Here is a 24,852-nt window from a genome sequence, read left to right on the forward strand (position 1 = left end):
TTGTCGTACACAGACTGGACTTCCTCATTCCTTCCGAAAGATGCCTCGATAAGCCGCCGCTATCACGCGGTTTCTCGCTTAACTAAAGACGGATGGTGGATCGAAGAGTTTCAATCCCGTTCTGGGTTTCTACCGCGCTTCGACGCGACTGTGCAGAGCATTGGAGCGAGCGCGTCCACGAGTTTCAATCCCGTTCTGGGTTTCTACCGCGCTTCGACAGGAGGTCGATGATCCGGAGACGCTGACCTTCAGCAGTTTCAATCCCGTTCTGGGTTTCTACCGCGCTTCGACAGGGGGTGTTTTGTCGGGGATAGCACCTATAGTTTTCTCTGACGGTAGGAGAGAGCGGCGGTTGTTCGTGGACCCCTGCTGTACACGGCTTTGAAAAAGGTCCACGAAGGGGGGACGTCAGATAACGTTCGACTGCTCGTCCGGTGGCTCCGTTCCGAGGTCGGTCGTCGCCTTCTGACAGGCCTCACAGAGTCGATACAATCGAATACGGTCGCCATCAGCTGGCTCGATGTGGCTCTCGAGTTCGTCTTCGAGTTCGACCCGCTGGCTCTTCGAGACATCGACTTCAAAGACGCTGTACTGTCGCCACGCGCCGTATCGTTCGAGCGTCCGATAGACGCGCCGCCGATTCCCGTCGTCGCTGACGTCGTACGTCACTGCCAACCTCATCTCGATACCTCCAGCGCGTGGTAGTCGTCGAGTTCACCTGTGATCGCTTTCCGCAGGAGGATCACTTGCTGTCGGATCGCCTTCCGACGGCTCACGCGATAGTCGAAGTGGGGATGTGTCAGCTCCTCGTCCATGTAGTCGTCGAACTTGTCCAGGTACGCTTGGAAGCCGTCGTCGGTGAGACGGTTGTCGGTCCCGAACTGGTCGTGCGTGATCGTCCCGCGGTTGACCAAGCGGGTGACGAACGCGTCGCAGAAAAGCGGCCGGAACTCCTCTTCGAGGTCGAGCGCGAGCGACGGCCGGCCGTGTCGATCAGCGTGGAGTACGCCCAGGAAGGGATCGAGATTGTAGCAGCGCAGCGCGCTCAACACCTCGTTCTTCATCATCACGTACGTCAGCGACAGCAGGGAGTTGATGTGGTCTTCGGGCGGGCGCTTACTGCGCGTCTCGAACGTCCAGTCGTCAACGAGCGTCTCGTCGAGTCGGTCGAAGTAGCGCTCGGCGGCCTCGCCTTCGATGCCGCGGAGATCGTCCTTGTTCGATGCGGTCGAGACGTGCTCGCCAAGGTCCTTGAGCACGGTCGTCCCGCGAACGCCCTTCCGCGAGAGGATTGTCCGCGCGTTCCGAATCTTCGCCGCGATCATGGCCTTTGCGATGGCGAGCTCGGCGTCGTCGTTGAGTGCGTACTGCGCGCGACGGACTTCTGCGATGGTGTTCCGCTCGGGCACGAAACTCCCCCGGTACTGCCCCTTCTGCGTGAAGTAGTTGAGCACGATTCCGTGTTCGTTCGCCGTCGCGACGAACGGCGTCGAGAAGTTCACGCCGCCGAAGACGTTGATCGTGTCGAGTTTTTCGACGGGGAACGACGCGAGTTCGCCGTCGTCCCCCTCGACATCGTAGACGACGACCTGGCCGCCGTCGATACGGACCTGCGAGCCCTGCGTCGTCACGTAGACGACCGAGTCGTCGAACATTCCCTGGCTCTCTTTCACGTCAGGTCACCTGACGACGTCCCCTCCCATCCAGTTCCTTCTGCTTCGGATGGGGAGAGAACGGCTGTTTCACCGGGGCATACAGTACGCTCTCGCTGAGCACGCCTCGCACTTCGAGGGAGTTTGAGTCAGCGGTGGAATCGAATCGACGGACATGGTCTGGATTCGCTGTAGTATCTCGCGGACTGTGTCGCGGTGGTCCTGTGTGATACGGACCGAGTGCCGGGTGTCTGTCGAATAGAGGTAGATGTACCCCACGTTCACGGGCTCGTCGATGGCCTCTTCGAGCAGCATACAGTAGCCGGCAAGTTGGACTTCGTCACTCGGATAGTACGACCCGCTCTCCGAGCGCTTCCGCTCGACCGGGGTCGGTGTTCCGTTTTCCGTGTCCATGAGGTCGATCTTCCCGTGCATCCCGAGGTCGTCCGAGCGGAAGTACCGCTCTGTCACCCAACTCCCACGACGGGACCCGTGCTCGTGTTTCGAGCGACCGTCGACGAGTTCGTACGGTTCGCCGATTTCGTCGTAGTACCGCTGGTAGTAGTATCGACGGGGACAGTAGACGAACTCGTTCAGCGCACTCACGTAGACCAGTTCGTCCTTGAAGCTCGATCCCGGCATCTCAGAGATCGATCCCCAAGCTCTCGAGGTCGACGGCGTTCTGCGACTCCTGTACCGCGCAGTGAAGATAGAGCGCGTCGAGACCGAGTGCGACACACCACTGCTCGTCGCCGAGGGTGAGTGGGTAGAGGAAGAGGAACGTCCCAAGATCGTATCGGTTCTTGACCTTCGAGGGATTCCCCTTCAGGGCGTAGCAGAGCACGTCGAGGTCCTCGTCCATCTCGTCGCGGAGGTGGGCGATCGACGTGATCCGATCCGCTCCGTCGGGATCGACGTCAATCCCGATTCCATCGAGTTCGCGAGGTTTCCGCGTTCCCTCGTCAGCGCCGTCGCCGCGAAGCCAGCTGTATATCTCCGGGATAGCTTGGAGACGTACGCTCCGTCCGTATCCGTCGTCGTTCGTTTCGATCGTTCCGTCGTACGTGCAGTATCCCGTGACGTACGGCGCGAGGTGGGAAACGTCGTCAGCGTGATCCTCCGGGACGAGTTTGTCGAAGTCAGATCGTGAGAAGAACTCGACGTCCCCGTAACGAAGGAGGTAGAACAGGTCGTACGTCTTGATCGGCTCGTCGGCGCCCGGGTCCCTGTCGTAGACGAGGGCTTGTAGCGAGCCGCCGCGGTACCACTGGAGCGTTCGTTCGGCCGCACTGTCGATGACGTCGGCGTGCGTTTCGACGTCCGATCGAGTGAGCGGTGGATCGCCACCGCTGAAGTGTCGGAGGATACGCGCCCACCCTTTCTCGCGGATCTCTTCGGCCCGTTCTGAGTTGGCATCGCGAGCACGCCGCTCGACGTGGTAGTATGCTTCGGCTGCCGAGTACCGCCAGTCGAACGATTCGAACTCCCGAGGGTCGTGATAGGCGTCCTCAAGCACCTCGATGAGACGCACCCGCGGGACACGACCGTCGTGTTCGATCTCGGAAATCGAAGCCGCGACGGTCGATGGAACGTAGCAGCGGGCGGACTGTCGCTCGGATTTCGTTCGGAGACGACCGAGGCGCTGGACGAAACTCGCCCGGTCGGGAGCCGAGAACACGAGACGGTCGACAGAGAAGTCGATACCGACTTCGACGGCGGAGTTACTCACGAGCACGTCGAAGTCGTCGAGTTTCTCCTCGGCGTCGCCGCGATGGAACCCGTCGATTCGAACGACGGTCTGTTCGTCGAGCGCGCTCGAGAGGCGAGTATACACCTCGTCCACTTCGTGTATCCCGTCGAGGATGAAGACGGTCCGTCCAGACCGCTTGGCGAATGCTTCCGTGTCCTCCCAATCAGCACCGAGGAGTTCACTCGCGGTGTCGAACGTCGACGCCGAGCGGACGTCGAGGTCGACGGGCGGCATGACTGCACTCCATCCGTCCGTCGGCGTCTCGTCGAACGGGCGCTCCTCGACGGTTTCGCGACGCGCGGTCACGCGGTGGTACGAGGCGCTCATCGCTTCCTCGAAGCGGTGTTCGAGACGCGTCGTCGGTGTCGCGCTGAGGAGCACGACCTTCGAGAGCGCGCACTGGTACTCGGGGAGGTCGTACATCTCGTCGAGCGCGAACAGGAGCGTGTTCTGCTCTTTTCGATCGGCGCGGTGGAACTCGTCGACGACGACCGTCTCGAGCTCATTGAGCTGTCTGATTCGTGACCCCGGATCACCGGACCGTCCGTAGATGTGCCGCCGCATCATCACGAGTATGTCGGGATTCGTCAGGACGAGAACTGGGCCTTGACGCTGGTGCACGTACGTTCGAAGGAGGCGTTGTAACCGTTCCCCGTTCGTCTCCGCTTTCGGGTACTCGGTTGCGTACCGTGTCCTGAGTGTCTCGGCCGTGATCGGGAGCACTTCGACGTCCGTTCCCACCTTCGGGAAGCTCTCCTCGAGTTCGTCAGTGAGCTGGTCGTACTGGTCGTGGATGAGTGCGTTCGTCGGGTAGACCGCGAGCGCGTGCTCGCCCCGTTCGACGACGGGAGCGAGCCACGACATCGTCTTCCCACCACCGGTCGGACTGTCGTTCACCGCGAGGAACTCGTCCGAGGTGTCGAACAACTCTCGGAGGTCCTGTTGATGGCCGTACGGCTCGAAAGTGTCCCCTTCGACCGGATACGTCGGGTCGTCGTGCCGTCGTAGTTCGACGCCCGAGAGGGGAAGCGTAGCGTTCATCGCTTGGTCTCGAGGAACGTCGCGTCGGCGGGGAGGCGGATGCCGTCGTCGTCCCCCCCGTTCTCTTCGTCTTCGCCGTCCGGATCTAGTACCTCGAGTTCGAGGTACGAACCCTCGTACGATGCCTGCATCACGAGCGGCGTCGGTCGCATCCGCTTGGTTACGAGGTTCCCGACCGGCGTGAGGCTCGTGTCGTACGCCCCGATCGGATGACCGAGATCGAACTCCCCGGATCCTTCCGAGACGGTCAGCGGTTCGGTTTCGATGCGGGCTTTGCCGCGTTTCTTCCCGAGGCGAGCGTAGCCGGGCACCAGTTCCTCGAGCTCGGCCGTATCGAAACCGCGCCCGACGACGTAGCACGTGAGTTCGTTCCCGTGGCCGAGCACGCGACGCCGACCGTACGTCGGGAGATTCCGTTTCGCGTCCGGGTCTTCCTGTGCCGAGTAGTTGATGGTCGCGTAGTCGTCGCTGCTCGTGTTGTACGTCGACGTGATCCGGTTCGCGAGTCCCACCCCGGGGGAGTCGGACGGCGTCGCCGGTGTCACGTACAGCTCGTCGGCGATCGCGTCGGTGTCGTCGAGGTACGTCGGTTCGAACGAGCGATCGACGTAGCGGCCGGAGGCGAATCCGAGCGCGTAGTAGAGCGCCGTGTTCAGGAAGTAGGGTTCGGTGTCCGCGAGCCGGCCGACCTCGCGGCTCGCGAACCAGATCTCTCCCTGCGTCCGGAGCGTCACTTCGAGTGCTGCCGTCATCCCTCAGTCGGTCTGTTCGAGGAACGCGCGTGAGGCGTCCAGTTGCGTTTCGAGGACGTCGGCGAGTGAGTCGCCCGTTGCGGCGTCGAGCAAATCGTCGACGGTGTCGTCCGGGACGCGCTCGAGGTCGAGGCCGCCGCGCTCCGCGTTGACGCGCTCGTCGAAGGCGGACTGAAGCAAGTCGCCGACGAGCTCAGGGTCGTGTGCTGCTGCCGTGATGACGTCCTGGATCGAGTCGGCAGTCGTCTCGTCGGTGTCACGGAGGCGCGTGAGGACGTCCCGGGTCAGCCCGAGGTTCGCCGGGCCCTCTTCGCTCCCGGTGTAGACGCCGAGGACGTGATTCTTAACGCGGCCGAGGCGGGACGTCGCGGCGCCGTAGCGTTTGTTCTTCGCCGTGATCCCGAGGACGAACGCGAGCTCCTCAGGCGTCGCGTCGCGGAGCGTGATGACCGAGGGGAACAGCGTCCCGGGTTCGAAGAAGTCAGGTTCGCGGATCGTCGCCTCCGCGCTCTTCGCGTAGTCGTCACCGGGTGCGTTCTGGAACTTCTCGTCGATCACCGCAGTCGCGTCCCGCAGCGTGTAGGCGGTGTCGTACATCACGCGAGACGTGATCGAGAGCTGTTGGTCGGCGTCGTCGCTCGCGGCGCTCCCGTAGAGGATGCACTCGACGCACTCCTGACACATCTTGTTGACCTGCATCGTACACTCGGTGTCAAGCAGGTCGCGCTGGAGGGACTTGCCGAAGCGCCGATCGCTCCCCGTCTGCTTGCGCATGAACATCAGTCCTGGCGAGTACGTCTCGCGGTCGTCGCCAGACCCGACCGCGACGTTCGCGAGATCGGCGCTCTGCCCGTCTGTCGTGAAGACCGCGTGGCTCTCCAGCTCGCGGAGGACGAGCACGTTCGTGAAGTTGTTCTCCGGGGCGATCGTCATCTCGTCTCGGGAAACGGTGCCGCGCTCCAGTTCGGGGTAGGTGTCGTAGTCGAACATCGTTAGTTGGTCTCCGTGGTGTCGTCGGTCGTCTCGCGCTGTAGCTTGATCGTCGCCGCGTAGAAGCCGTCTGCGAGGTTGTTTGCCCGCCGCTTCAACAGCGACGGCTTCCCCTCGCAACGGTCGACGAGTAACCGCCGGGCAAACGCCTCCGCGTAGCGCTCGATACGTTCGTTCAGCTGGTCACCGCTTCGGCTCTTGTCCGCGGGTACCGGCCACACTTGTTCGCTTCGCTGGTGAAGTTTTTCGAGCCGACCGGCGACGAGAAGCGCAGCCTCGTCTGCACTGAGTCGAAACTCGTTCGAGTCCTTCACTGCCTTCACCGATTCGCGGAACACGCGCTCGATCGCATACGGGCTGTCGTTCCCGTAGACCGGACGCACTGCATCGTAAGCCAGTTCCGCGAGTTCAGTGACGGTGTCTTTCGTCGCGTTCGTCATCTGTTGATAGTCTCCGTTGTAATCTGCATGTCGTTCGTGAGATTCCCGTGGTGGTCGAGGTAGTCCGCTTCCTCGAGCAGGTACCGTGCGGCCCCGCCGTCATCGGAACCCTGGACCGCCCGTTTCAGCAGGTACGATCCGGGAAGCGGCTTGTTCCGGACGATCCGAAGGTACTTCGCGAACCGTGCGTCGTCGAGCGCGAGCTCGTAGCCGAGTCCGATCAGCGCCGCGGCAGAACCGAGGCGCTCCCGGAACTTCGAGAGCGGGATGTCCCGACCGTAGAACCCGCTCACGGTCGAGAACCCCGCGTCGAGTTTCGCCATCTCCGGGAAGTCACGACCCCTGAGGTCGGGAATCGGGGACTCCGAGACGTACGCCCGGAGCCCCATCGCGGACGCGACCGAGAGGCCGACGAAGACGCCGAAGAACTGGAACTCCGTGTCGTTGTCCCTCGGTTTATAGAATGAGAGGGTCTGTGTTCCGAACCCGGCGTCCGACTCGAAGTCCTGTTGGATGCTTTCGACCATCGAACGACCACCCCCGTCGTCGGCGCGTGTCGACTCTCGAAGGACGGTCGAGATCAGCTCAGCGCACGGGGCCGGGCTGGACCGGTCCGCGTCGCTGGTCGCGAGGTCGAACATCGCGGAGGCGAGGTGTCCGACCCGCGTCATCGCCTCGCCAGTGAACTGCGCGAACACCTCCTCGGAGTAGAACTCCCACATCGTCGGCGTGTAGAAGTAGTCGGGGACGAGGTGGACGAAGATCCGGCCAGCGTCGCGACGACTCGAGCCGGTCTCCCGGAGGGAGAACTCGATCTGACACGGCGTGCAGACGAGGAGTTTCTCCGGCTGGCCGGCGTCGGCGGAGATCCGGTTCGAGTACCCCGCTTGGAACGTCGTGAGCGACTTCGGCGCCTCCATGTCGCTCTTCCGCGTGCTCGTCGTGCCCCGGTTGCAGAACGTGCACGTCTTCCCGCGTCGGATCGCGTGATGTTCCTCGAAGGAGTCGGTGAGGCCGTTCATCTCCTCGGTCGGCGGGGACGCCTGTCCATCGACGCGGAGGACATCGCCGATGTACGCGCGGAGCTCGGTCTCGAAGCGGCCCGTGTGTGCGGCCATAACGGCGTCTTCCCACTCCTCCTCGAGCGCGTCGAGGTTCGTGACGAGGAGTTTCGCGACGTGCCGGGGCACGTTCCCGGTCCAGCCGTCGCGGCGGGCGCGGTCCGCGACGTGTTGGCCGATCGCGTACGCGTAGTCCCACTTGCCGCCGGCCGTGAGGTCGATGTCGTCGTCCTCCCGTAGCTCCCGGAGGCCGTCGAGGACGCCCTCATCGACCTCGAAAAGCCGGCACGTGAGCGTGAGCGAGTCCTCGTCCGTCGAGCCGGCGTCCACGATCGGAGCGACGAACGACCGTTCGAACGTGTACACCAGACGCGCGTATCCCGGAGCGACGCGCGTGGTCGTATCGATCTCGATGGGGAGCCGGTCGTTCAGTGTCTCCATCGTCTCCGCCATGCTGTCGGTCGGATCGGCGTCGGGATCGGCGTCCTGCGTCGCCTTCACTGCGACCGCATAGAGGAGGTTCCGTGCGCCCGCGTAGAAGAAGTCTTGATCGTTGATTGTGTAGAAGCCCTGCGACTGCGTCGAGAGGTTCTCAGCGAGCGCGTCGTGGTCGTCGTACGCGGGATGGGAGTCACCGATCGTGGACTGGAGCCGGTTATACACGTCCCCGATCAGTGCGTCGTCGACGGTCACGTCGGGAGCGTCGCCGTCTGTCAAATAGACGCAGCCGTCCTGATAAACGAGGAGCGGCTCGTAGCTCACGCGATCACCGAGGGCCTCACTGACGGCTCCGTTGAGCAGGTTCGTGAGCATCCCCTTGACGTCGTCGAGCGTGTGCTGGCGGAGTTCGAGGTCGGTATCGGGGTACGCGACGTCGAGCGCACGCTGGTTCCGCTCGACGACGGCTGACTCCGGCGTGGGACAGGACGCGAACGCGTCCGCGAGGCGAACGTACGGACGAAGCCGACCGTACGTTCGAGTGGAGTGCTCTGGCTTCGAGTTCCACGTGTTCGCGTGGTCGACCGCGGACGCGTGGAAGTCCTCGATCCGGAGGTTTGGTCCGAACTCGTCGACCCCGAGCGCGTCGACGAGCTCTTCGACCTCCTCTCGTGGGATGTCGTACTCCTCGTCCATCGACTGCTCGCCGCGTAGCTTGTGAAGGTCGTGGACGGCGAACAGCGCGATCACCCGACGGAGATCGTCGTCGTCCAGCTCGTACGCGTCGAACGACGGCGCGACCTCGTTCAGCCACGTGATCGCGAACACGCCGTTCCGCACGTGGTTGAGCATCGACTGGTCGGTGAGATCGTACTTGACGCTCTTTGCGGACTCGAACGCCCAGCCGACGTCGAGGAGTCGTGGGTCGACGTCCGCAAGGTACTCGGCGAGGGCCGGGTGGACGTCTCGGTCTCCCCAGATGGAGTCGTTAACGGGCATTTTGTACTCGAACAGCGCTTTGCGATCGTAGCACGACCGAGCTGATCGGGGCGTACCGAATTCTACCGTCGTATTCGACGGCTCTATATCTCTGTGGGCTGTTTGTGGTTTCCACGTGCCTTTCCTCGATACCAGAATACGTATCCCAAGGGCAAAATTCTAGGGTGGCGTTTGTATAGGTTGTACTATACCCAACATTCGAGTGTACTCCCGACCATATAGACCAGTGCGACCCCCGAAGAAATCCAAGCGGAATTGAAACTCTGTCCGGGTCGTACGAACAACCGTTCATTCTTTCACCTCCACAGAGGCCGTCCCGCACCCACGAGAGACGAACCCGCCCACGCCCGCGTACTCGCTGAAGAGCGCGAGCGCCGTGACCGCTGTCCGGATGGCTTCGCTTGAACCCTTGAATCGATAGGTGCAGTCGGCGGTGAATCCCTGGCGGAGGATTGGGCCACCGTCTTCACCGCGATTGACGAGAACGCTGTGCGTCTCGTACGTGTTCGCGTCGGGCTTCTCGATGAGGTTCGTCTCAAAGTCCTCGCGAGTCATCGCGAGGTCGAGTTCGTCGGCCCGCTCATCCGGGATCGTCGACGACCATTTGCGGAGGAGCGAGCGGAAGACGCTGCCTCGATGGGGAAACATCGTCGTAATCTCTCCACTCTCCTTGATGCAGGTCGGCGTCTCGAAGCGCACCTCGATTTCGAAGGTGTCGTGGTTCCGCTTGACGATCTGCGAGGCTTCGGTGAGGAGCTCCTCGTGCGTCGTGTTCGTACTTGCGAAGTCGCGCACGCGGAAGTTGCCGTCGGCGAGTTCGAGCGTGTCGCCGCTGAAGACGAACGCGTCGGCGAGCGCTTGGAAGACCGACTGATCACGTGGGTCGGCGACGCCCAGCTTGAGGTCGTAGGTCTCGTCGCGGATCACGCGTTTGTGGTGGTCGCGGTGGCTCCCGTCGAAGCTCCCGAGGAGGCCACTGTTCGTCAGGCTCCCGATCGGGGAGTCATGGACGCGCATGCTGACGTCCTCGTCGACGTCGTCGAGCGCCGAGAGCACGGCCCCGTAGATCTGGTAGCCGTTCGCGGTCGGCACCGGGAATGACCCCTTCGGCTCAAGCGTTAAGTCGACCCGACGCATGACACCTCACGAAGCAGGGTAATCGTGTGTCGATTCACGATCACATCTGTACCGGTCACCCTATTGAATATTTTCGTGGTTATGCAAACGTATTTGTGTATGTGAAATACTAGACGTTCAGTTGCACTATATCGAAGCCAAACCGTTTAGTCACACTCGACTGCAAGCGAACGTATGCGCACATACGTCTCGACGATCGGGCATCACAGCCCACGCGTGATGCGCCCGATCCTCAACAACGGCCTCAATGCGGACGACGTTGTCGTTCTCCTCCGACCGCACGACGACACGAGCGACCGGGCGAAGAACGCAATCCGAGACGTCGAACAGACCGTCAACGAACTCGGCCCTGGATCGGATATCGTCGTTGAGGAGATCAGCTACGGATCGTTTCAGACAGCCGTGTTAGAGTGTGTCGACATCCTAGAGGCGGCAGATGGAGCTGTCGTACTCAACTTCGATGGGGGGCCGCGAGAAATCTTCCTGCCGTTGACCGTCGCTGCGATTGCTCGACCGACCGTCGTTGACCTCGCTCTTCAGTTCAGAGACGTGGACGAAGAGATCGAGGAGCTCACGATTCCGAATCTAATGAGTCGTCCATCGGATGCGACCCTTGATACGCTCCGCTATCTCGTCTCTACTGCTGAAGAAATGACACTCCCCCAGCTCTCCAATGAGACTGATAAATCTCGGAGTACCGTCGGCCGACATCTCGATGCACTTGAGGCCGATGGCGCTGTCGAGACGTGGATGGAGGGGAAAACGCGCCACGTCTCTCCGACGCTCGCCGGTCAACTTCGCGTATGAGCACCATCTTCGTGGACCCTTTTCAAAGCCGTGGACAGGTGGGGTCCACGAATCAACTCTCCTCTCATGCGTCTTCAGAGAAAAGTATAGGTGCTTTGCACCGAAATAAGACCCCTGTCGCAACGCGGTAGAAACCCAGAACGGGATTGAAACGTCACCTTCGGCACCACCCACACCTAACCACGACCGTCGCAACGCGGTAGAAACCCAGAACGGGATTGAAACACGTCCGCGACGCGACGCTTCAAGCGCACCACTACCGTCGCAACGCGGTAGAAACCCAGAACGGGATTGAAACGAACCTCGCACGTGGCGAGGACGCGCCGGGGAGGACCGTCGCAACGCGGTAGAAACCCAGAACGGGATTGAAACACCCCTGCTCGTCGATCGAGTCCGCGACCTGCTCGGTCGCAACGCGGTAGAAACCCAGAACGGGATTGAAACACGGATCGACGACGTCCTCGACGTCGGGCTCGTCGTGTCGCAACGCGGTAGAAACCTAGAACGGGATTGAAACGATCGACGGTGCGATCAGTAAGGGCGCGATCGGGTCGCAACGCGGTAGAAACCCAGAACGGGATTGAAACTATTGATCCGCAGCCAGTCGAGGGCATCCGCGTCACTGTCGCAACGCGGTAGAAACCCAGAACGGGATTGAAACAGCGCGGTGTGGTACCGGAAGCAAACCGCGAACGGCAAGTCGCAACGCGGTAGAAACCCAGAACGGGATTGAAACATCCTGGGGGCCGTGCTGTGCGAGTTCCGCGACCTGTCGCAACGCGGTAGAAACCCAGAACGGGATTGAAACACCCGGTCGCCCTCAAGGAACTCCGACACGCTCACGTCGCAACGCGGTAGAAACCCAGAACGGGATTGAAACGGCCGGACGCGATCGTTGTCGACTCCGACTACTTCGTCGCAACGCGGTAGAAACCCAGAACGGGATTGAAACCGAGGAGCGCGGTCTGATGAACGTGAACGACGTCGAGTCGCAACGCGGTAGAAACCCAGAACGGAGCAGTGGATGCGTGCGTTCGAGGTGTAACACGCTAAACGCGATTCCGAGGCCGGCGCTGGCGCTCAGTACGACTTGTACGCCGCTTACCGATCGACCCACCCTTGGACGGAGCACGCCGACTGGGGAGTTCGGGTTCCCGAGCACGCTCGCCGTTAAGACGAAACTTCCGAGAGCGAGACAGCCCAGACCGACCTTCGGGACGAAATCAACGGCCAGCGAGAGCAAACTCATGACTCGGGCGTGATCCGAAAGTGGTCGATGACCTCGGCGAGGAAGCCAGATGCGAATATGAATACGAAGGCGGCCGTCGAGATGTCCGTGAGATCAAGGCCGAATATCTCACGCGGGATCGGAGTAGCGGCGTAGATGATGTGTAAACACCACAAGGAGAGCGGTGTGAGGACGAACACAGAGAGGGCGATCGGAGCCTGCGCTGACGGCTCTTCGAGACTCGCGCCGAGTGCGAGGGCTACTGCCGAGCTCGTGAACAACCACGTTCCGAGCACGTAGTAGACCCCGAAAGTGTCGAAAAGAGTCACTACAGCGTCCCCTACGGCATCAATTATCAGGTGGGGCGTACCCGACTGGATCCGTTAAAACTACCGCCGTAGTGGCCTTCGTAGGACGACGTCTGGTTACGCCACCGAAATGGCGTGCCCTTTTGCTAGGTCCACTTCTCTCGCTGACCGACGGGTCTACCGGAACAGTTCGCGCACCATCCCCGCCCACACGCCGGGCGCGTTCGAGCGTGAGTGTTCCAAGGCGTAGCGGAGGCTGTCCGCGGCGGCCTCGTGGACGCCACGACCGTGGCCGACGAGGATGCGCTCAGGTCGGAGGCCTCGAAGCGTCGAGGGCGGGGTGAGTCGGAGCATCGGGTGGACGCCGAGTTGCTCGTCGGCGCCGTGGAAGAACGGGGCGGTGCCGACGGCTTCGGGGACGACGAGCGTCTCACCGTCGAAGAGCGCGGCCTCGTGCCATCCCGGGACGGCGAGCGTCCGGAGGAGACCGTAGTCCGTGCCGGGGAGCGACCCGTCGAAGCGCTCGGTGGGAGCGTCGACCTCGCGGGTGAGAAACGACGGGAGGTAGACGGGGACGTCGTGGCGACGCGCGACGGTCGCGGCGTCGCGTTCGTGGCGATTGAGCAGGAGGACGACGCCCGCGACGTCGCCGGAAGCACCCGCTTCCGGCTGGCCCGCGGGAGCGTCGCTCCCGCGACCGTCGCCGAACTCGGCGGCGAGGTCGTCGATCCCGGACACGTCGATCGGGTCGACGAGGAACACCCCCGCGTCGGTGTCGAGGACGTGACTGACGCGTTGCATCGCCTCGTCAGGGTGAGCAAGCCAGCTCGTCCCGCCGTCGAATCGGTTCAGTTCCTCGTAGGTGTCGTCGCCGTCGGCGCTCGGCATACGTACGACTTCGTCCGGTGGTCACCTAAGTACTGGGTGGGGGAGTGTGGCCCGCGTTCGCCCGTGGATTCGGGGTCCCGGGAGCGAGTCGGAAACACGACCGTCGACGGCGGCGGGGTTTTTCGTCACGTCGTCCGTGGGGCCGGACATGGGATTGGACGAAGACGCGTTGGAGTACCACGAGCGCGAACCGGCGGGGAAGGTGGCGATCGCGACGACGAAGCCGACGAACACGCAGCGCGACCTCTCGCTGGCGTACTCGCCGGGGGTCGCCGCGCCCTGTCGGAAGATCGACGCCGACGAGACCGACGCCTACCGGTACACGGCGAAGGGGAACCTGGTGGGTGTGGTGTCGAACGGGTCGGCGGTGCTCGGCTTGGGTGACATCGGCGCACAGGCCTCAAAGCCGGTCATGGAGGGGAAGGGCGTCCTCTTCAAGCGCTTCGCGGACATCGACGTCTTCGACGTCGAACTCGATCAGACCGATGTCGACGCCTTCGTCGCCTCCGTCGCCGCCATGGAGCCCACTTTCGGGGGCATCAACCTCGAAGACATCAAAGCCCCGGAGTGCTTCGAGATCGAGCGACGCCTCCGCGACCAGATGGACATCCCCGTCTTCCACGACGACCAACACGGCACCGCCATCATCTCCGGTGCCGGACTCCTCAACGCCCTCGACGTCGTCGATAAGGACGTCGAGGACGTCGAGGTGGCGTTCTCCGGTGCGGGGGCGGCCGCCGTCTCGTGCGCGAAGTTCTACGCGTCGCTCGGCGTCCCGCGCGACCATATCACGATGTGCGACATCGACGGGGTCCTCTCACAGGAGCGCGCGGACGCGGGCGACCTCAGCCGGCACGCCGAACCGTTCGCGCAGGGCGTCGAGCCGGGCGACCTCGCAGACGCGATCGAGGGCGCGGACGTCCTCGTCGGGCTCTCCGTGGGCGGGATCGTCTCGCCGGAGATGATCCGCTCGATGGCCGACAACCCGATCGTCTTCGCCATGGCGAACCCGGATCCGGAGATCGGCTACGAGGAGGCGAAGAACGCCCGCGACGATCAGGTGATCATGGCGACGGGGCGCTCGGACTACCCGAACATGGTCAACAACGTCCTCGGATTCCCGTTCATCTTCCGTGGGGCGCTCGACGCCCGTGCCACGGAGATCAACGAGGGGATGAAGGTCGCCGCCGCGGAGGCGCTGGCGGATCTCGCGCGGGAGGACGTGCCGGATCAGGTCGTGAAGGCCTACGGCGACCAGCCCCTCCAGTTCGGCCCCGAGTACATCCTCCCGAAGCCGCTCGACCCGCGCGTGCTCTTCGAGGTCGCGCCCGCCGTCGCCGACGCCGCCATGGAGTCCGGCGTCGCGCGCGAATCGCTCGATCTCTCGGCGTACCGCGAGCGCCTCGAAGCCCGTCTCGGGAAGTCCCGCGAGATGATGCGCGTCGTCCTCAACAAGGCCAAGAGCGACCCGAAGCGCGTCGCCCTCGGCGACGGCGACCAGGAGAAGATGGTTCGTGCGGCCTACCAGCTCCAGGATCAGGGGATCGCGGAGCCGGTCCTCCTCGGCGATCGGGAGACGATCGTGGCGATCGCGGACGACCTCACGCTCGACTTCGAGCCCGAGATCGTCGACCCCGGGACCGCCGGCAACGAGGCGTACGTCGATCGCCTCCACGACCTCCGCAAGCGCAAGGGGGTGACGCGGAGCGAGGCTTCCGACCTCGTCTCGCGCGACTCGGCGTACTACGGTAGCGTGATGGTGGAACAGGGGGACGCGGACGCCCTCCTCACCGGCCTCACGCATCACCACCCGACGGCGCTCCGCCCGCCTCTCCAGGTCGTCGGCACCGCCCCTGACGCCGAGTACGTCGCCGGGATCTACATGCTGACGTTCAAGAACCGCGTGCTCTTCTGCGCCGACGCCACTGTCAACCTCGATCCGACGGCCGAACAGTTGGCGGAGATCACGCATCACGTCGCGGAGACCGCCCGTCGCTTCGACGTCGACCCGCGCGTCGCGCTCCTCTCCTACTCTGACTTCGGCAGCGTCGAGAACGAGGGGACGGCGAAGCCCCGCGAGGCCGTCGAGATGCTTCACGACGATCCGAGCGTGGATTTCCCGGTGGACGGCGAGATGCAGGCTGACACCGCCGTCGTCGAGGACATCCTCGCGGACACGTACGATTTCGCCGAGCTGGACGGGCCCGCGAACTGCCTCGTCTTCCCGAACCTCGAAGCCGGTAACATCGGCTACAAGCTCCTCCAGCGTCTGGGTGGTGCCGACGCGATCGGCCCGATGCTCGCGGGCATGGACGAACCAGTCCACGTCATCCAGCGCGGCGACGAGGTCAAGGACATCGTCAATCTGGCCGCCGTCGCGGTCGTGGACGCCCAAGAGGAAGAGTAGCGGCCGCGGTGTGGTCGCGGCTCGGTCACGGTCTAGTGCGCTGGGTCGCGGTTCGGCCACAGTGGGGTCGCGGTTCGGCTCGCCGTCACGGTGTGCGATTGCGGTACGGTCACCGCCACCGAGTCGTACCGCGAGCGCGGCGCGCTCGCGGGCTTTTTTAGTGGAGGTTTTTGCTGCGAGCGGTCGCCGGAGGCGGCCCGAGCAGGAAAAAGTCCGTTAGTAGTACCAGGCGTCGTCGTCGAAGTCCGGGTCCCGCCCGTCGAGGAAGGCGTCGCGGCCCTCCGCCGCCTCGTCGGTCATGTAGCCGAGACGCGTGGCTTCGCCGGCGAAGACCTGCTGGCCGATCATGCCGTCGTCGGTCGCGTTGAACCCGTATTTGAGCATCCGCATCGCCATCGGGGACTTCGCGCACATCGTCTCCGCCCACTCAAGCGCGACATCCTCCAGCTCATCGTGCGGGACGGCCTCGTTGGCCATCCCCATGTCGACGGCCTCCTCAGCACTGTAGGTCTTCCCGAGGAAGAAGACCTCGCGGGCTTTCTTCTGTCCGATCTGTTTGGCGAGGTAGGCGGAGCCGAAGCCGGCGTCGAAGGAGGCGACGTCGGGGTCGGTCTGGAGGAACTTCGCGTGCTCCTCGCTGGCGAGCGTCAGATCGCAGACGACGTGGAGGGAGTGGCCGCCGCCGACCGCCCAGCCGGGGACGACGGCGACGACGGGCTTCGGCATGAAACGGATGGCGCGCTGGACTTCGAGGATGTGAAGTCGGCCGGCCTCAGCCTCGTCGATGTCCGCGTCCCCGTTCTCGTCGCCCTCGTCGCGGTACTCGTACCCTTCGTTCCCGCGGACGGACTGATCGCCGCCGGCGCAGAAGGCCCAGCCGCCGTCCTTCGGACTCGGACCGTTACCGGTGAGGATGACGCATCCGACGTCCGACTGGCGTTTCGCGTGATCGAGCGCGGTGGCGAGTTCGTCCACCGTCTGCGGGCGGAATGCGTTGCGGACCGCGGGGCGGTCGAAGGCGATTCGGAGTGCGCCGACGTCCCGGGCGCGGTGATAGGTGAGATCGTCGAAGTCGAAGTTCGCTACCTCCTCCCAGCGCTCGGGGTCGAAGGTCTCCGAGACGGTGTCCATACCGGGTGATCGGGCCGGGTCGCGCTAAAGGCTTCCCTCAGCGCCGCGGGTCGTCAACGCGTCCGTCGCGCCCGTGGGAGTCGGTGTCGGCGGTGTTGATCCCGGGGCGGCCGGCATCGTCCCCGTTCGCTGCGGCGTCGGATACGGGTAGGATCGTCGTGTCGGGAGCGTCGAGGGGGCTGTCGGGACCGGTGAGCCACGCGGTGAGGTAGACGACGCAGGCGGCGACGACGGCGGCCGGCAGTTGGAACGAGACGGCACCGTAGACGACCGTCACGGCCATCGTCGCTCGGGCGAGCGTCTGCCGGTCGGCTCCACCGTAGTAGACGATGGCGGCGAGCGCCAGCGCCGCGATCAGGACACCGACGCCGAGGAGGACCTCTTGGACGATGAGCATGCTGTACACGAGCGCGAGGACGCCGAGGAGAACGACGACGCCCGCGGCGACGCGGTGTGTTGAGGGCATCGTTCGGTGGTGTCGCGTCCGGACGCAAAACGGTACCGCTCGGTACCGCTCGGATCACGCGAGAACGGTCTCGTTCGGGTCGGTGTCTCACGCCCGCGGCCTCGTGGCACCGCGGCGCGTTCACTCGCGCTGATCGAGGATCCGGTCGATGATCGCGCCCGTCGAGAGCAGTTCGTCGTCGTATCGGCGTTCGCGTGCCGACGCTCGGCGGACGGCGCAGTCTAGGCCGCGCTCGGCCAGTTGCGCCGCGATCGCGTCGGCGTCGTGGTGTTGGTCGTAGCCGAGTGCGATGACCGACGGCTCGATCTCCTCGATCGGCGCGAAGATGTCGTCGGGGTGGCCGACGCGCGCCTCGTCGACGGGGTCGAGCGCGGCGACCATATCGCGGCGCTGGCGGTTCGGAAGGATCGGCTGTGCTTTGTGCGTCACGTTCTCCCGACGGGCGACGATGACGTGGAGTTCGTCCCCCATCGCCTTCGCCTCGCGGAGGTAGTGGACGTGGCCGGGGTGGAGGAGATCGAAGGTGCCCTGCGCGACGACGCGCGCCGTCATCGTCGGTCCTCCTCTTCGAGCTCGGCGTCGATGTCGGCCTGCGTGAAGTCGAAGAAGTCCTCCGGGTCGGGAAGCGAGACGTCGTAGACGTCGAGCGTCGCCGGTTCGCCCTCGCGGTCGAACGCGCGCCAGCAGTCGCGCTCGTAGGGCGCGCCGAGGATCACGTGGACGTTCCCCTTCGTGAACATCTGTCGGTCCTGATCGCTCGGCCGGAGGACGCCGTTCGGGTGGGAGTGGATGGTCCCGACCGTGTGGCTGTCGTTCGGCACGAGGTCGGACTGGAGTGTCGCCTGCACGGGACTTGACGTCGTCTTCGGGATGAAGAGCACGTCCGTGATGAGATCGCCCTCGCCGTCGAGGTCGTACTCCGCGGCCGGCGTCCCCCGAAGGACGCCGAGGTACTCGTTCGGGTGGGAGTCCTCGGCCGCTTCGAGGGCGAAATCGAGCGTCTCCCCGGCGATGCCGACCACCGGCCGCGAGCGGAACGCCATACGTCGTCGTGGTCGCCCGCGCGTGCTAAACCTTTCGAGGGCGGGACGAGCGGCGCCGGTCGGCGGACGCAGTGGGCGCGCGGGAACGCCGCTGTGCGCGGAGCCGACGCCACGCGACCTATAAAGTCTTAAACGCGCCGGTGCCGAAACTCGATCCATGACTGACGGTTCTTCCGACGACGACGCCACGCCCGTCGTCTATCGGCTCGCCCCCGAGTGTACCGTCGAGGCTACCGACGTGGGCGAGCGTTACACCGCGACCGTGAACGGCGTGGTCGAATACGGCGTCTTCGTCGATCTCTCAGCGAACGTCTCGGGACTCCTCCACGAGTCCGTCCTCCCCGCCGAGGTCGACTACGACGTCGGTGAGGACCTCGTCGTCGAGCTCACCGAGATCCGCGAAAACGGCGATCTCGGCTTCGAGCTCTACGAGGGCGACGACTACGCGATCGAGGAGCGGACGTTCGCCTACGACCGCACCGCCGCGGGCGCGCTCGCCGGTCGGACCGGTGACACCGTCCACGTCGAGGGCGAGATCGTCCAGATCAAACAGACCGGCGGCCCGACGGTATTCCGCCTCCGCGACGAGAGCGGCACCGTCCCCTGCACCGCCTTCGAGGAGGCCGGCGTCCGCGCCTACCCCGAGATCGAGATCGGCGACGTCGTCCACGTGACCGGCGAGGTCGAGGAGCGCGAGGGCGCCCTGCAAGTCGAGATCGACGCGCTCGAAACGCTCGATGCCGGGGCGGCGGAGCACGTCCGCGCCCGCCTCGACGCCTCCGCGGCCGAGCGCGCGACGCCCGCCGACGTCGACCCGCTCGTCGACTGGCCGGCGATGCGCGAACTCTACCCCGACCTCCAACGGGTCGCGCGCCGCCTCCGCCGGACCGTCTTGGAGTCGCGTCCGATCCGGATGCGCCACCACGCCGACGGCGACGGGATGTGCGCGAGCGTTCCGGTCCAGCTCGCCTTGGAGCGCTTCATCGAGCGCACCCACGAGGACCCCGACGCGAAGCGCCACCTCCTCAAGCGCCTCCCCTCGAAGGCCCCCTACTACGAGATGGAGGACGCGACGCGGGACCTCAACTTCGCCCTCGAAGACCAGACCCGCCACGGGCAGAAGCTCCCGCTCCTCCTCATGCTCGACAACGGCTCCACGGAGGAGGACACGCCCGCCTACGAGACGCTCAGCCACTACGATATCCCGATCCTCGTGGTCGATCACCACCACCCGGATCACGACGCCGTCGACCCGTTCGTCGACGAGCACGTCAACCCCTACCTCCACGGCGAGGACTACCGCGTGACGACGGGCATGATGTGCGTCGAGCTCGCGCGCATGATCGCGCCCTCGATCGCCGACGACCTCGATCACGTCCCCGCGGTCGCCGGCCTCTCCGATCGCTCGAAAGCCAGCGCGATGAGCGACTACCTCGACCTCGCGCGCGAGGCCGGCTACGACGAGGAGTTCCTCCACGACGTCAGCGAGGCGCTCGACTACGAGGCCTTCTGGCTCCGCTATAGCGCGGGTCGGAACCTCATCAACGACGTGCTGAACGTCGGGGGAAGCGAGGAGCGCCAGCGCGAACTCGTCCCGTGGCTCGCCGAGCGCGCCGAGCGCGACGTCGAACTCCAACTCGACGCCGCACTGCCCCACGTCGAGCACGAGACCGTCGACTCGGGCGCACACCTCTATCGGATCGACGTCGAGAACTACGCCCACCGTTTCACCTACCCCGCCCCCGGGAAGACGACGGGCGAGATCCACGACCGGAAGGTCGAGGAGACGGGCGAGCCCGTCATCACCATCGGGTACGGCCCCGACTTCGCCGTCCTCCGAAGCGACGGCGTCCGCATGGACATCCCGCAGATGGTCACCGAACTCAACGAGGAGTTCCCCGGGGCCGGCGTTTCGGGCGGCGGCCACCTCGTCGTCGGCTCCATCCGCTTCGTTAACGGGATGCGCGAGGAGGTCCTCGACGCCCTCGTCTCGAAGATGGCCGACGCCGAGATCGACGAGGAACTGCACAGCACGCTGACGCGCTAGCGCGTCACGTCGCCAGCGAACGCACGGGCGTTCACTCCCACTCCTCGCCGCGCCACCCGACCACGTCGGTCTCGGCGGCCGCACCGCCGGCGCCCGCGTCGGCGCGCACGAACGCGATTTCTCGCCGGAGGTACGCACACGCGCCCCCGACGCCACAGAGTACCGCGATCACCAGCGCGACCGGGAGCGTCCAGACGCCGCCGCGCCAGTCCGCACGGAAGAGTCGCGCGTAGTAGCGCCCGATCGCCGGGTCGGCGACGACGAGTTCCGTCTCGCGATTGGCGGTTACGGCGTTCGCGTTCCAGTTGACGCTCCCGACGAGGACGCGCTCGCCGTCCGCGATCGCGCCCTTCACGTGGAGGTGGCCGTAGCGCCCGCGGGGGTCGGCAAGTTTCGCCCGGAGATCGAGGCTGTCGCGTCGCGCGCGGTCGTTCAATCGCGCAACGAGGGCGGCGTTCTCCTCACGAGCGTACCACGCGCCGCTCAACAGGACGCGGACGCGGACGCCGCGTCCCGCGGCCGCGAGCGTCTCGTTCCAGAGGGCGGTGTCGGGACTGAACTCCATCTGTTCGACGGCGAGCGTCTCGGTGGCGTTGCGGACGAATCCGACGAGCGCGCGCTTCGAGGTGTCCGGCGAGACGACGAGCGAGACGCGATCGGCGGTCGTGGTCAACGGCGCGAACGTCGACGGGTACGTCGCGTTCGCGGGATGGGGCGGCTGGAACGTCGCGTTCGCTCGGTAGCTCGGCCACGCGACGCCGTCGATCCACCCGCTGTCGGCGCGGTGGACCGCGGCGAGGGCGTCGGCGAGCGCCGCGTCGTGGACGACCGCCCCCCAGCCACGGGTCGCGTGCCCGCTGACGCCGCTCGGGTCCCAGTTCTCCGAGGTGACGAGCGCCGCGTCGTCGACGACGGCGTACTTCGCGTGGTGGAACGGGTAGCGCGCGTGCGGGCCGTCGAGAACCGTCACCGTGACGTTCGGCGTCGCGGCGAGGCGATCGAGGACGGTCGCCTCCCGTGCGGAGACGCCGCCGACCGGTCCGCCCTCGACGAGGACGTGCACGCGCACGCCGCGTCCGGCGGCGTCGTGGAGGGCCGCGGCGACGCGCGTCGACGTGAACGTGTAGCCGCCGAGGAGCACGCGACGCTCGGCCGCCCCGAGGGCGTCCGTGACCACGTCGGGAGCGTCGGGGAGCGCGAACACCGTCGTCGGGGCGTCCGTCACCGATCGTACGTCGAACGCCGTTCGGCCGGGCGAACGCCACTCGCCTCGCGCGTACACCTCGCCCGAGGGGGCGTCCGTGTAGCTCGCGGCGTCGACGACGCGCCCACCGCAGACGAGGACGAGGCGCTCGCCGGCGTTGGCGAGCGACGGGAGCGCGCTCTCGATCACGCGGCCGGAGACGAGCGCGCGCGTCCGGTTCGGGGCGGTGCTGAGCGTCACGCGTCCCCGGAGCGTGACGTTCGGCAGGCTGACGGTTTTTTCGTCGTCCGCGAGCGTACACCGTCCGAGGTGCGTCTCCTCGGGGAGCGCGACGGTGACGAACTCGCCGGCGTCGTTCGGGAGAACCGGGTTCGGGTAGAGCGCGACGACGGTCGGGGTTCCGCCCGCGGCGACCGGGTCGCGCTCGCCACCCGCGTCCGTTCCGGCGACCGTCCCGGAGACGCAGGCGACGAGCAGGAGCGCGCAGGCGAGTCGCGCGGCGAGGCGTGTCCGTGGCGTCACGCTCCCGAGTGCGCCCGCCATCGCACAAGAAGGCGCGCTGACGGCGGCGCGGTCGGCACGCTTTAGCGACCGGCGACCCGAGGGCGGCGTATGGTCGCGTTCACGCTGATCGAGGGCGTCCGCATGGCCGGCTACGCGCTGGCGACGCTCGGGATGTTGCTCGTCTTCCTCGAATTCTTCCAACAGCCGAGCTACGTGAGTTACGATCCGGAGTTCGAGAACTACACCGTCGACATCTCTCCGAGGGCGGTCCGCGAGCACACGTGGATCGGCCGGATCGGCGCGCTCTGCGCCGCGGCCGGGTTCGCCGTCGAGTTCCTCGCCTTCTTCCTCTAGTCGAGCGCCGTCGCCGCCTTCTCGGCCTCGGACTGCACGAGGAACGACCGCGTCTCGGCGTGTTCGGCGGCCGTTTCGAGCGCCCGCGCGGTGCCGATCTGGTAGAGCGCCCACGCGGCGCTCGCGCGCACGCCCTCGCTCTCGTCGTCGGCGAGGACGTCGCCGAGCGGGGCGATCGCGCGCGTGTCACCGAGGAGGCCGAGGGCGCGCGCCGCCGCGCTCCGGACGTCCTCGCGCTCCGCGACGAGCCACTGGGCGACGTCCGCCGTGTAGTCGGTCGCGCCGAGCTCGCCGATCGCACGCAGCGCCGTCTTCTGGAGTTGGGGGTTCGAGTCGGAGTCGATGTAGTCCGCGACGCCCTCGACGGCGTCGGGGTGCCCCGTCTTCCCGAGCGCCTCGACGGCTTTGAGGGTGCGCCGCTGGGCCTTCTCCTTCAGGACCTCGATGGCCTCGGGGTTCCCCATGCGGACGAACGCCTCCAGGCAGTGCTTTTGCATGTATTCGGAGTCCCCGAAGTGCTCCATGCAGAGCGCGACCATCTCGGCGTCGTCGCGCTTCGTCCACTCCTTCACCGCCGACCACTCGGGCGGGTAGTCCTTGTGTTTGCCGAGGACGTCGTAGAATCCCTCGTACTGCAGTTTCGCGCGCGAGGAGAGGTCGGCGAACGCCTGTGAGTCCTCAACCCCGGAGTGGAGCGCGTCCGCGAGATCGAGGAGCGCGGCGATCGTCTCCTCGTCCTCGTCGGCATCGAGGGCCGCGTCCTCTACGGCCGCGACCGTCGCGTCGAGCGCGTCGGCGTCGTCGCCGGCGAGATCGGTCCCGAGCTCCGCGGCGACGTCCGTCACGAACGTCTCGATCGCGGCCGCGACCTGCCCGTCGCCCGTCTCCGTCCAGCGCGTGCCCTCGACCGTCGATTTCGCCGCCTCGATCTCGCTCACCACGTCCTCGGCGTACGGGCCGCGTTGCTCTTCGAGTTCGTCCTGGAGGTCTTGGAGTTCGTTCGTCAGCTCTTCTTCGAAGTCGAGGAGCTCCTCGATCTCCTCGTCCTCATCGAGTTCCTCCTCGTCCGGCTGGAACGCCTCGGGGTCGGTGAAGTCGGCGGCCTCGATGTCGGCCTCGATCTCGTCCAGGGTCGCCTCGACGCCGTCGAGGTCGGCCTCCGTCTCGGCGGCCACGAGCGCGTCCTCGGCCTCGCTCAAGCGGGCGAGGAGCGTCTCGTAGCGCTCGCGCTCCTCGGGGCGGGGACCGTCGTCTTCGCTCTCGGTCGCCCCGTCGCCGGCTGTCTCGGCCGCGTCGGGTTCGTCGGCCGGCGCGTCCGTGCTCTCGGACTCGTCGGGGGCCGGCTCGTCCGCGGCGTCCGCCGGCTCGTCGTCCCCGTCACTCATACTCCAGCGTTCCGCCAGCGCGCCTATCAGCGTTTCCCTTCGCCGGTCCGATAGAACCACGGTCCGAGAACCGTGTAGGCGAGCGCGAACGCGAGGAGCGCCCGAGGAAAGAGTCGCCCGAGGACGGTCGGCGCGAGGACCGCGAGCGCCTGCACCGCACCCATCACGAGCGCGTCGCGCACGCGCAGATCCGGATACGGGAGGCGCGTCACCATCGCGGCGGTGAGCACCGCACCGAAGCCGACGAGCGGGGCGGGCGCAGCGACGCCCGCGAGCACCGCCGCGGCGAGCAGCGTTCCCGCGAGCGTCGTCGGGACGCCCTCGGTGTGACCGTTGCCGACGTCGTCGGCCGTGTAGAGGCCGAGGCGGACGACGGCAGCGCCGACGAAACACGCGCCGACGGCGACGGCGACGACGAGCGGCGTCTCGCGCCACGCGGTGTGTGCGACCGCGACGAGGAGCGCGGCGGGCGCGACGCCGAAGGACGCGACGTCCGCGAGCGAGTCGAGGTACGGTCCGACGGTCGACCCGCCGTATCGCCGTGCGAGGATGCCGTCGACGGCGTCGACCATCGCGGCGAGGAGGAGAACGCGCGCGGCGAGCGCGGGCGAGACGGCCGCGGCGACCGCGGCGCAGAATCCGAGCGCCGCGTTCGCGACCGTGGCGACGTCCGCGACGCCGAGTCGCCCCGTAAAGCGGGGGCGGAGGCCGCGCAGACGTGCGCGGCGGCCGTCGTCGGACCCGGGAGGCATACCCCACGCGACGACCAGCGCGTCCTTACGTGTTTATATCCGTCCGGGCGGTGGCGGCGGAGAGCATC

At 65.8% G+C, this 24,852-nt stretch carries 21 protein-coding genes, 1 pseudogene and 1 CRISPR repeat array; of the genes and pseudogenes, 4 read left to right on the forward strand and 18 right to left on the reverse strand.

What is annotated here, in order from left to right; all coding sequences use genetic code 11:
* Positions 1-408 precede the first annotated feature (408 nt).
* The 9 genes and pseudogenes from cas2 to cas6 all read right to left on the reverse strand — a co-directional run bounded on the left by cas2 (position 409) and on the right by cas6 (position 10,260).
* On the reverse strand, positions 409-681 hold the full coding sequence (gene cas2 / locus J2754_RS09605) for a CRISPR-associated endonuclease Cas2 (protein WP_188879553.1): 273 nt from the start codon (positions 679-681) through the stop codon (positions 409-411).
* A complete protein-coding gene (cas1, locus tag J2754_RS09610) occupies positions 678-1,673 on the reverse strand; it encodes a CRISPR-associated endonuclease Cas1 (protein WP_188879552.1) in 996 nt (331 codons plus the stop codon). Before cas1 ends, cas2 begins: the two co-directional genes overlap by 4 nt.
* Positions 1,670-2,294, reverse strand: a pseudogene (gene cas4, locus J2754_RS09615) (CRISPR-associated protein Cas4). The gene cas1 and the pseudogene cas4 overlap by 4 nt, the downstream one beginning before the upstream one ends.
* Position 2,295: 1 nt before the next feature.
* A complete protein-coding gene (gene cas3 / locus J2754_RS09620; protein WP_188879549.1) occupies positions 2,296-4,443 on the reverse strand; it encodes a type I-D CRISPR-associated helicase Cas3' in 2,148 nt (715 codons plus the stop codon).
* Positions 4,440-5,195: a type I-D CRISPR-associated protein Cas5/Csc1 gene (gene cas5d, locus J2754_RS09625; RefSeq protein ID WP_188879548.1), complete on the reverse strand. Its 756-nt coding sequence runs from the start codon at positions 5,193-5,195 to the stop codon at positions 4,440-4,442. Before cas5d ends, cas3 begins: the two co-directional genes overlap by 4 nt.
* Before the next feature lie 3 nt (positions 5,196-5,198).
* Positions 5,199-6,185 carry a type I-D CRISPR-associated protein Cas7/Csc2 gene (cas7d, locus tag J2754_RS09630; protein WP_188879547.1) on the reverse strand — a complete coding sequence of 329 codons (987 nt, stop codon included), beginning with the start codon at positions 6,183-6,185 and terminating at the stop codon, positions 5,199-5,201.
* Between the two features lie 2 nt (positions 6,186-6,187).
* Positions 6,188-6,625, reverse strand: coding sequence for a type I-D CRISPR-associated protein Cas10d/Csc3 (cas10d, locus tag J2754_RS16460; RefSeq protein ID WP_188879546.1), 438 nt, complete (start codon positions 6,623-6,625; stop codon positions 6,188-6,190).
* Entirely contained in the window at positions 6,622-9,123 is a 2,502-nt protein-coding gene (gene cas10d / locus J2754_RS09640) for a type I-D CRISPR-associated protein Cas10d/Csc3 (protein ID WP_188879545.1), read from the reverse strand. The genes cas10d (J2754_RS16460) and cas10d (J2754_RS09640) overlap by 4 nt, the downstream gene beginning before the upstream one ends.
* 288 nt (positions 9,124-9,411) lie before the next feature.
* A complete protein-coding gene (gene cas6 / locus J2754_RS09645; protein WP_188879544.1) occupies positions 9,412-10,260 on the reverse strand; it encodes a CRISPR system precrRNA processing endoribonuclease RAMP protein Cas6 in 849 nt (282 codons plus the stop codon).
* A 174-nt stretch (positions 10,261-10,434) separates the two neighbouring features.
* On the opposite strand from cas6, the gene csa3 reads away from it, so the two are divergent.
* Positions 10,435-11,067, forward strand: coding sequence for a CRISPR-associated CARF protein Csa3 (gene csa3, locus J2754_RS09650; RefSeq protein WP_188879542.1), 633 nt, complete (start codon positions 10,435-10,437; stop codon positions 11,065-11,067).
* Between the two features lie 116 nt (positions 11,068-11,183).
* Positions 11,184-12,019: direct repeats of the CRISPR family, unit length 37 nt; unit sequence GTCGCAACGCGGTAGAAACCCAGAACGGGATTGAAAC.
* 293 nt (positions 12,020-12,312) lie between these two features.
* Here csa3 and J2754_RS09655 read toward each other — a convergent pair.
* Positions 12,313-12,624 carry a hypothetical protein gene (locus J2754_RS09655; protein WP_188879540.1) on the reverse strand — a complete coding sequence of 104 codons (312 nt, stop codon included), beginning with the start codon at positions 12,622-12,624 and terminating at the stop codon, positions 12,313-12,315.
* Positions 12,625-12,780: 156 nt separating this feature from the next.
* Positions 12,781-13,491 (reverse strand): hypothetical protein, encoded by a 711-nt coding sequence (locus J2754_RS09660; protein ID WP_188879539.1) that lies wholly within the window; start codon positions 13,489-13,491, stop codon positions 12,781-12,783.
* Positions 13,492-13,639: 148 nt separating this feature from the next.
* Between J2754_RS09660 and J2754_RS09665 the strand changes: the two genes are divergently transcribed.
* Positions 13,640-15,898: an NADP-dependent malic enzyme gene (locus J2754_RS09665; RefSeq protein ID WP_211087276.1), complete on the forward strand. Its 2,259-nt coding sequence runs from the start codon at positions 13,640-13,642 to the stop codon at positions 15,896-15,898.
* 216 nt (positions 15,899-16,114) lie between these two features.
* Here the strand turns inward: J2754_RS09665 and J2754_RS09670 are convergent, their stop codons facing one another.
* From J2754_RS09670 to J2754_RS09685, 4 genes are all read right to left on the reverse strand, one after another.
* Positions 16,115-17,029 carry a 1,4-dihydroxy-2-naphthoyl-CoA synthase gene (locus tag J2754_RS09670; protein WP_211087277.1) on the reverse strand — a complete coding sequence of 305 codons (915 nt, stop codon included), beginning with the start codon at positions 17,027-17,029 and terminating at the stop codon, positions 16,115-16,117.
* Between the two features lie 37 nt (positions 17,030-17,066).
* Entirely contained in the window at positions 17,067-17,495 is a 429-nt protein-coding gene (locus J2754_RS09675; protein WP_188879534.1) for a hypothetical protein, read from the reverse strand.
* 120 nt (positions 17,496-17,615) lie between these two features.
* Entirely contained in the window at positions 17,616-18,047 is a 432-nt protein-coding gene (locus tag J2754_RS09680; protein WP_188879532.1) for an FAD synthase family protein, read from the reverse strand.
* Positions 18,044-18,538 (reverse strand): Mov34/MPN/PAD-1 family protein, encoded by a 495-nt coding sequence (locus J2754_RS09685; RefSeq protein ID WP_188879530.1) that lies wholly within the window; start codon positions 18,536-18,538, stop codon positions 18,044-18,046. Before J2754_RS09685 ends, J2754_RS09680 begins: the two co-directional genes overlap by 4 nt.
* A gap of 157 nt (positions 18,539-18,695) precedes the next feature.
* Here J2754_RS09685 and han point away from each other — a divergent pair, with 157 nt between their 5' ends.
* Positions 18,696-20,585 (forward strand): Hef-associated nuclease, encoded by a 1,890-nt coding sequence (han, locus tag J2754_RS09690; protein ID WP_211087278.1) that lies wholly within the window; start codon positions 18,696-18,698, stop codon positions 20,583-20,585.
* A gap of 31 nt (positions 20,586-20,616) precedes the next feature.
* Here the strand turns inward: han and J2754_RS09695 are convergent, their stop codons facing one another.
* Positions 20,617-22,311 carry a phospholipase D-like domain-containing protein gene (locus J2754_RS09695; protein ID WP_211087279.1) on the reverse strand — a complete coding sequence of 565 codons (1,695 nt, stop codon included), beginning with the start codon at positions 22,309-22,311 and terminating at the stop codon, positions 20,617-20,619.
* 90 nt (positions 22,312-22,401) lie between these two features.
* Here J2754_RS09695 and J2754_RS09700 point away from each other — a divergent pair, with 90 nt between their 5' ends.
* Positions 22,402-22,647 carry a hypothetical protein gene (locus tag J2754_RS09700; RefSeq protein ID WP_188879527.1) on the forward strand — a complete coding sequence of 82 codons (246 nt, stop codon included), beginning with the start codon at positions 22,402-22,404 and terminating at the stop codon, positions 22,645-22,647.
* Here J2754_RS09700 and J2754_RS09705 read toward each other — a convergent pair.
* Positions 22,644-24,032 (reverse strand): HEAT repeat domain-containing protein, encoded by a 1,389-nt coding sequence (locus J2754_RS09705; protein ID WP_211087280.1) that lies wholly within the window; start codon positions 24,030-24,032, stop codon positions 22,644-22,646. The genes J2754_RS09700 and J2754_RS09705 overlap by 4 nt on opposite strands.
* 26 nt (positions 24,033-24,058) lie before the next feature.
* Positions 24,059-24,784, reverse strand: a complete 726-nt coding sequence (locus J2754_RS09710) for a protein sorting system archaetidylserine synthase (protein WP_211087281.1) — start codon at positions 24,782-24,784, stop codon at positions 24,059-24,061.
* Between the last annotated feature and the right edge of the window lie 68 nt (positions 24,785-24,852).

Origin of the sequence: Halarchaeum nitratireducens, assembly GCF_017874695.1 — an archaeon.
Classification (GTDB): Archaea; Halobacteriota; Halobacteria; order Halobacteriales; family Halobacteriaceae; genus Halarchaeum; species Halarchaeum nitratireducens.

What these genes read in the sequence shown, in the direction of transcription:
- cas2 (WP_188879553.1), bottom strand. Translation starts at nt 681, where the DNA reads ATGAGGTTGGCAGTGACGTACGACGTCAGCGACGACGGGAATCGGCGG.
- cas3 (WP_188879549.1), bottom strand. Translation starts at nt 4,443, where the DNA reads ATGAACGCTACGCTTCCCCTCTCGGGCGTCGAACTACGACGGCACGAC.
- cas5d (WP_188879548.1), bottom strand. Translation starts at nt 5,195, where the DNA reads ATGACGGCAGCACTCGAAGTGACGCTCCGGACGCAGGGAGAGATCTGG.
- cas7d (WP_188879547.1), bottom strand. Translation starts at nt 6,185, where the DNA reads ATGTTCGACTACGACACCTACCCCGAACTGGAGCGCGGCACCGTTTCC.
- cas10d (WP_188879546.1), bottom strand. Translation starts at nt 6,625, where the DNA reads ATGACGAACGCGACGAAAGACACCGTCACTGAACTCGCGGAACTGGCT.
- cas10d (WP_188879545.1), bottom strand. Translation starts at nt 9,123, where the DNA reads ATGCCCGTTAACGACTCCATCTGGGGAGACCGAGACGTCCACCCGGCC.
- cas6 (WP_188879544.1), bottom strand. Translation starts at nt 10,260, where the DNA reads ATGCGTCGGGTCGACTTAACGCTTGAGCCGAAGGGGTCATTCCCGGTG.
- csa3 (WP_188879542.1), top strand. Translation starts at nt 10,435, where the DNA reads ATGCGCACATACGTCTCGACGATCGGGCATCACAGCCCACGCGTGATG.
- J2754_RS09660 (WP_188879539.1), bottom strand. Translation starts at nt 13,491, where the DNA reads ATGCCGAGCGCCGACGGCGACGACACCTACGAGGAACTGAACCGATTC.
- J2754_RS09665 (WP_211087276.1), top strand. Translation starts at nt 13,640, where the DNA reads ATGGGATTGGACGAAGACGCGTTGGAGTACCACGAGCGCGAACCGGCG.
- J2754_RS09670 (WP_211087277.1), bottom strand. Translation starts at nt 17,029, where the DNA reads ATGGACACCGTCTCGGAGACCTTCGACCCCGAGCGCTGGGAGGAGGTA.
- J2754_RS09675 (WP_188879534.1), bottom strand. Translation starts at nt 17,495, where the DNA reads ATGCCCTCAACACACCGCGTCGCCGCGGGCGTCGTCGTTCTCCTCGGC.
- J2754_RS09680 (WP_188879532.1), bottom strand. Translation starts at nt 18,047, where the DNA reads ATGACGGCGCGCGTCGTCGCGCAGGGCACCTTCGATCTCCTCCACCCC.
- J2754_RS09685 (WP_188879530.1), bottom strand. Translation starts at nt 18,538, where the DNA reads ATGGCGTTCCGCTCGCGGCCGGTGGTCGGCATCGCCGGGGAGACGCTC.
- han (WP_211087278.1), top strand. Translation starts at nt 18,696, where the DNA reads ATGACTGACGGTTCTTCCGACGACGACGCCACGCCCGTCGTCTATCGG.
- J2754_RS09700 (WP_188879527.1), top strand. Translation starts at nt 22,402, where the DNA reads ATGGTCGCGTTCACGCTGATCGAGGGCGTCCGCATGGCCGGCTACGCG.
- J2754_RS09705 (WP_211087280.1), bottom strand. Translation starts at nt 24,032, where the DNA reads ATGAGTGACGGGGACGACGAGCCGGCGGACGCCGCGGACGAGCCGGCC.
- J2754_RS09710 (WP_211087281.1), bottom strand. Translation starts at nt 24,784, where the DNA reads ATGCCTCCCGGGTCCGACGACGGCCGCCGCGCACGTCTGCGCGGCCTC.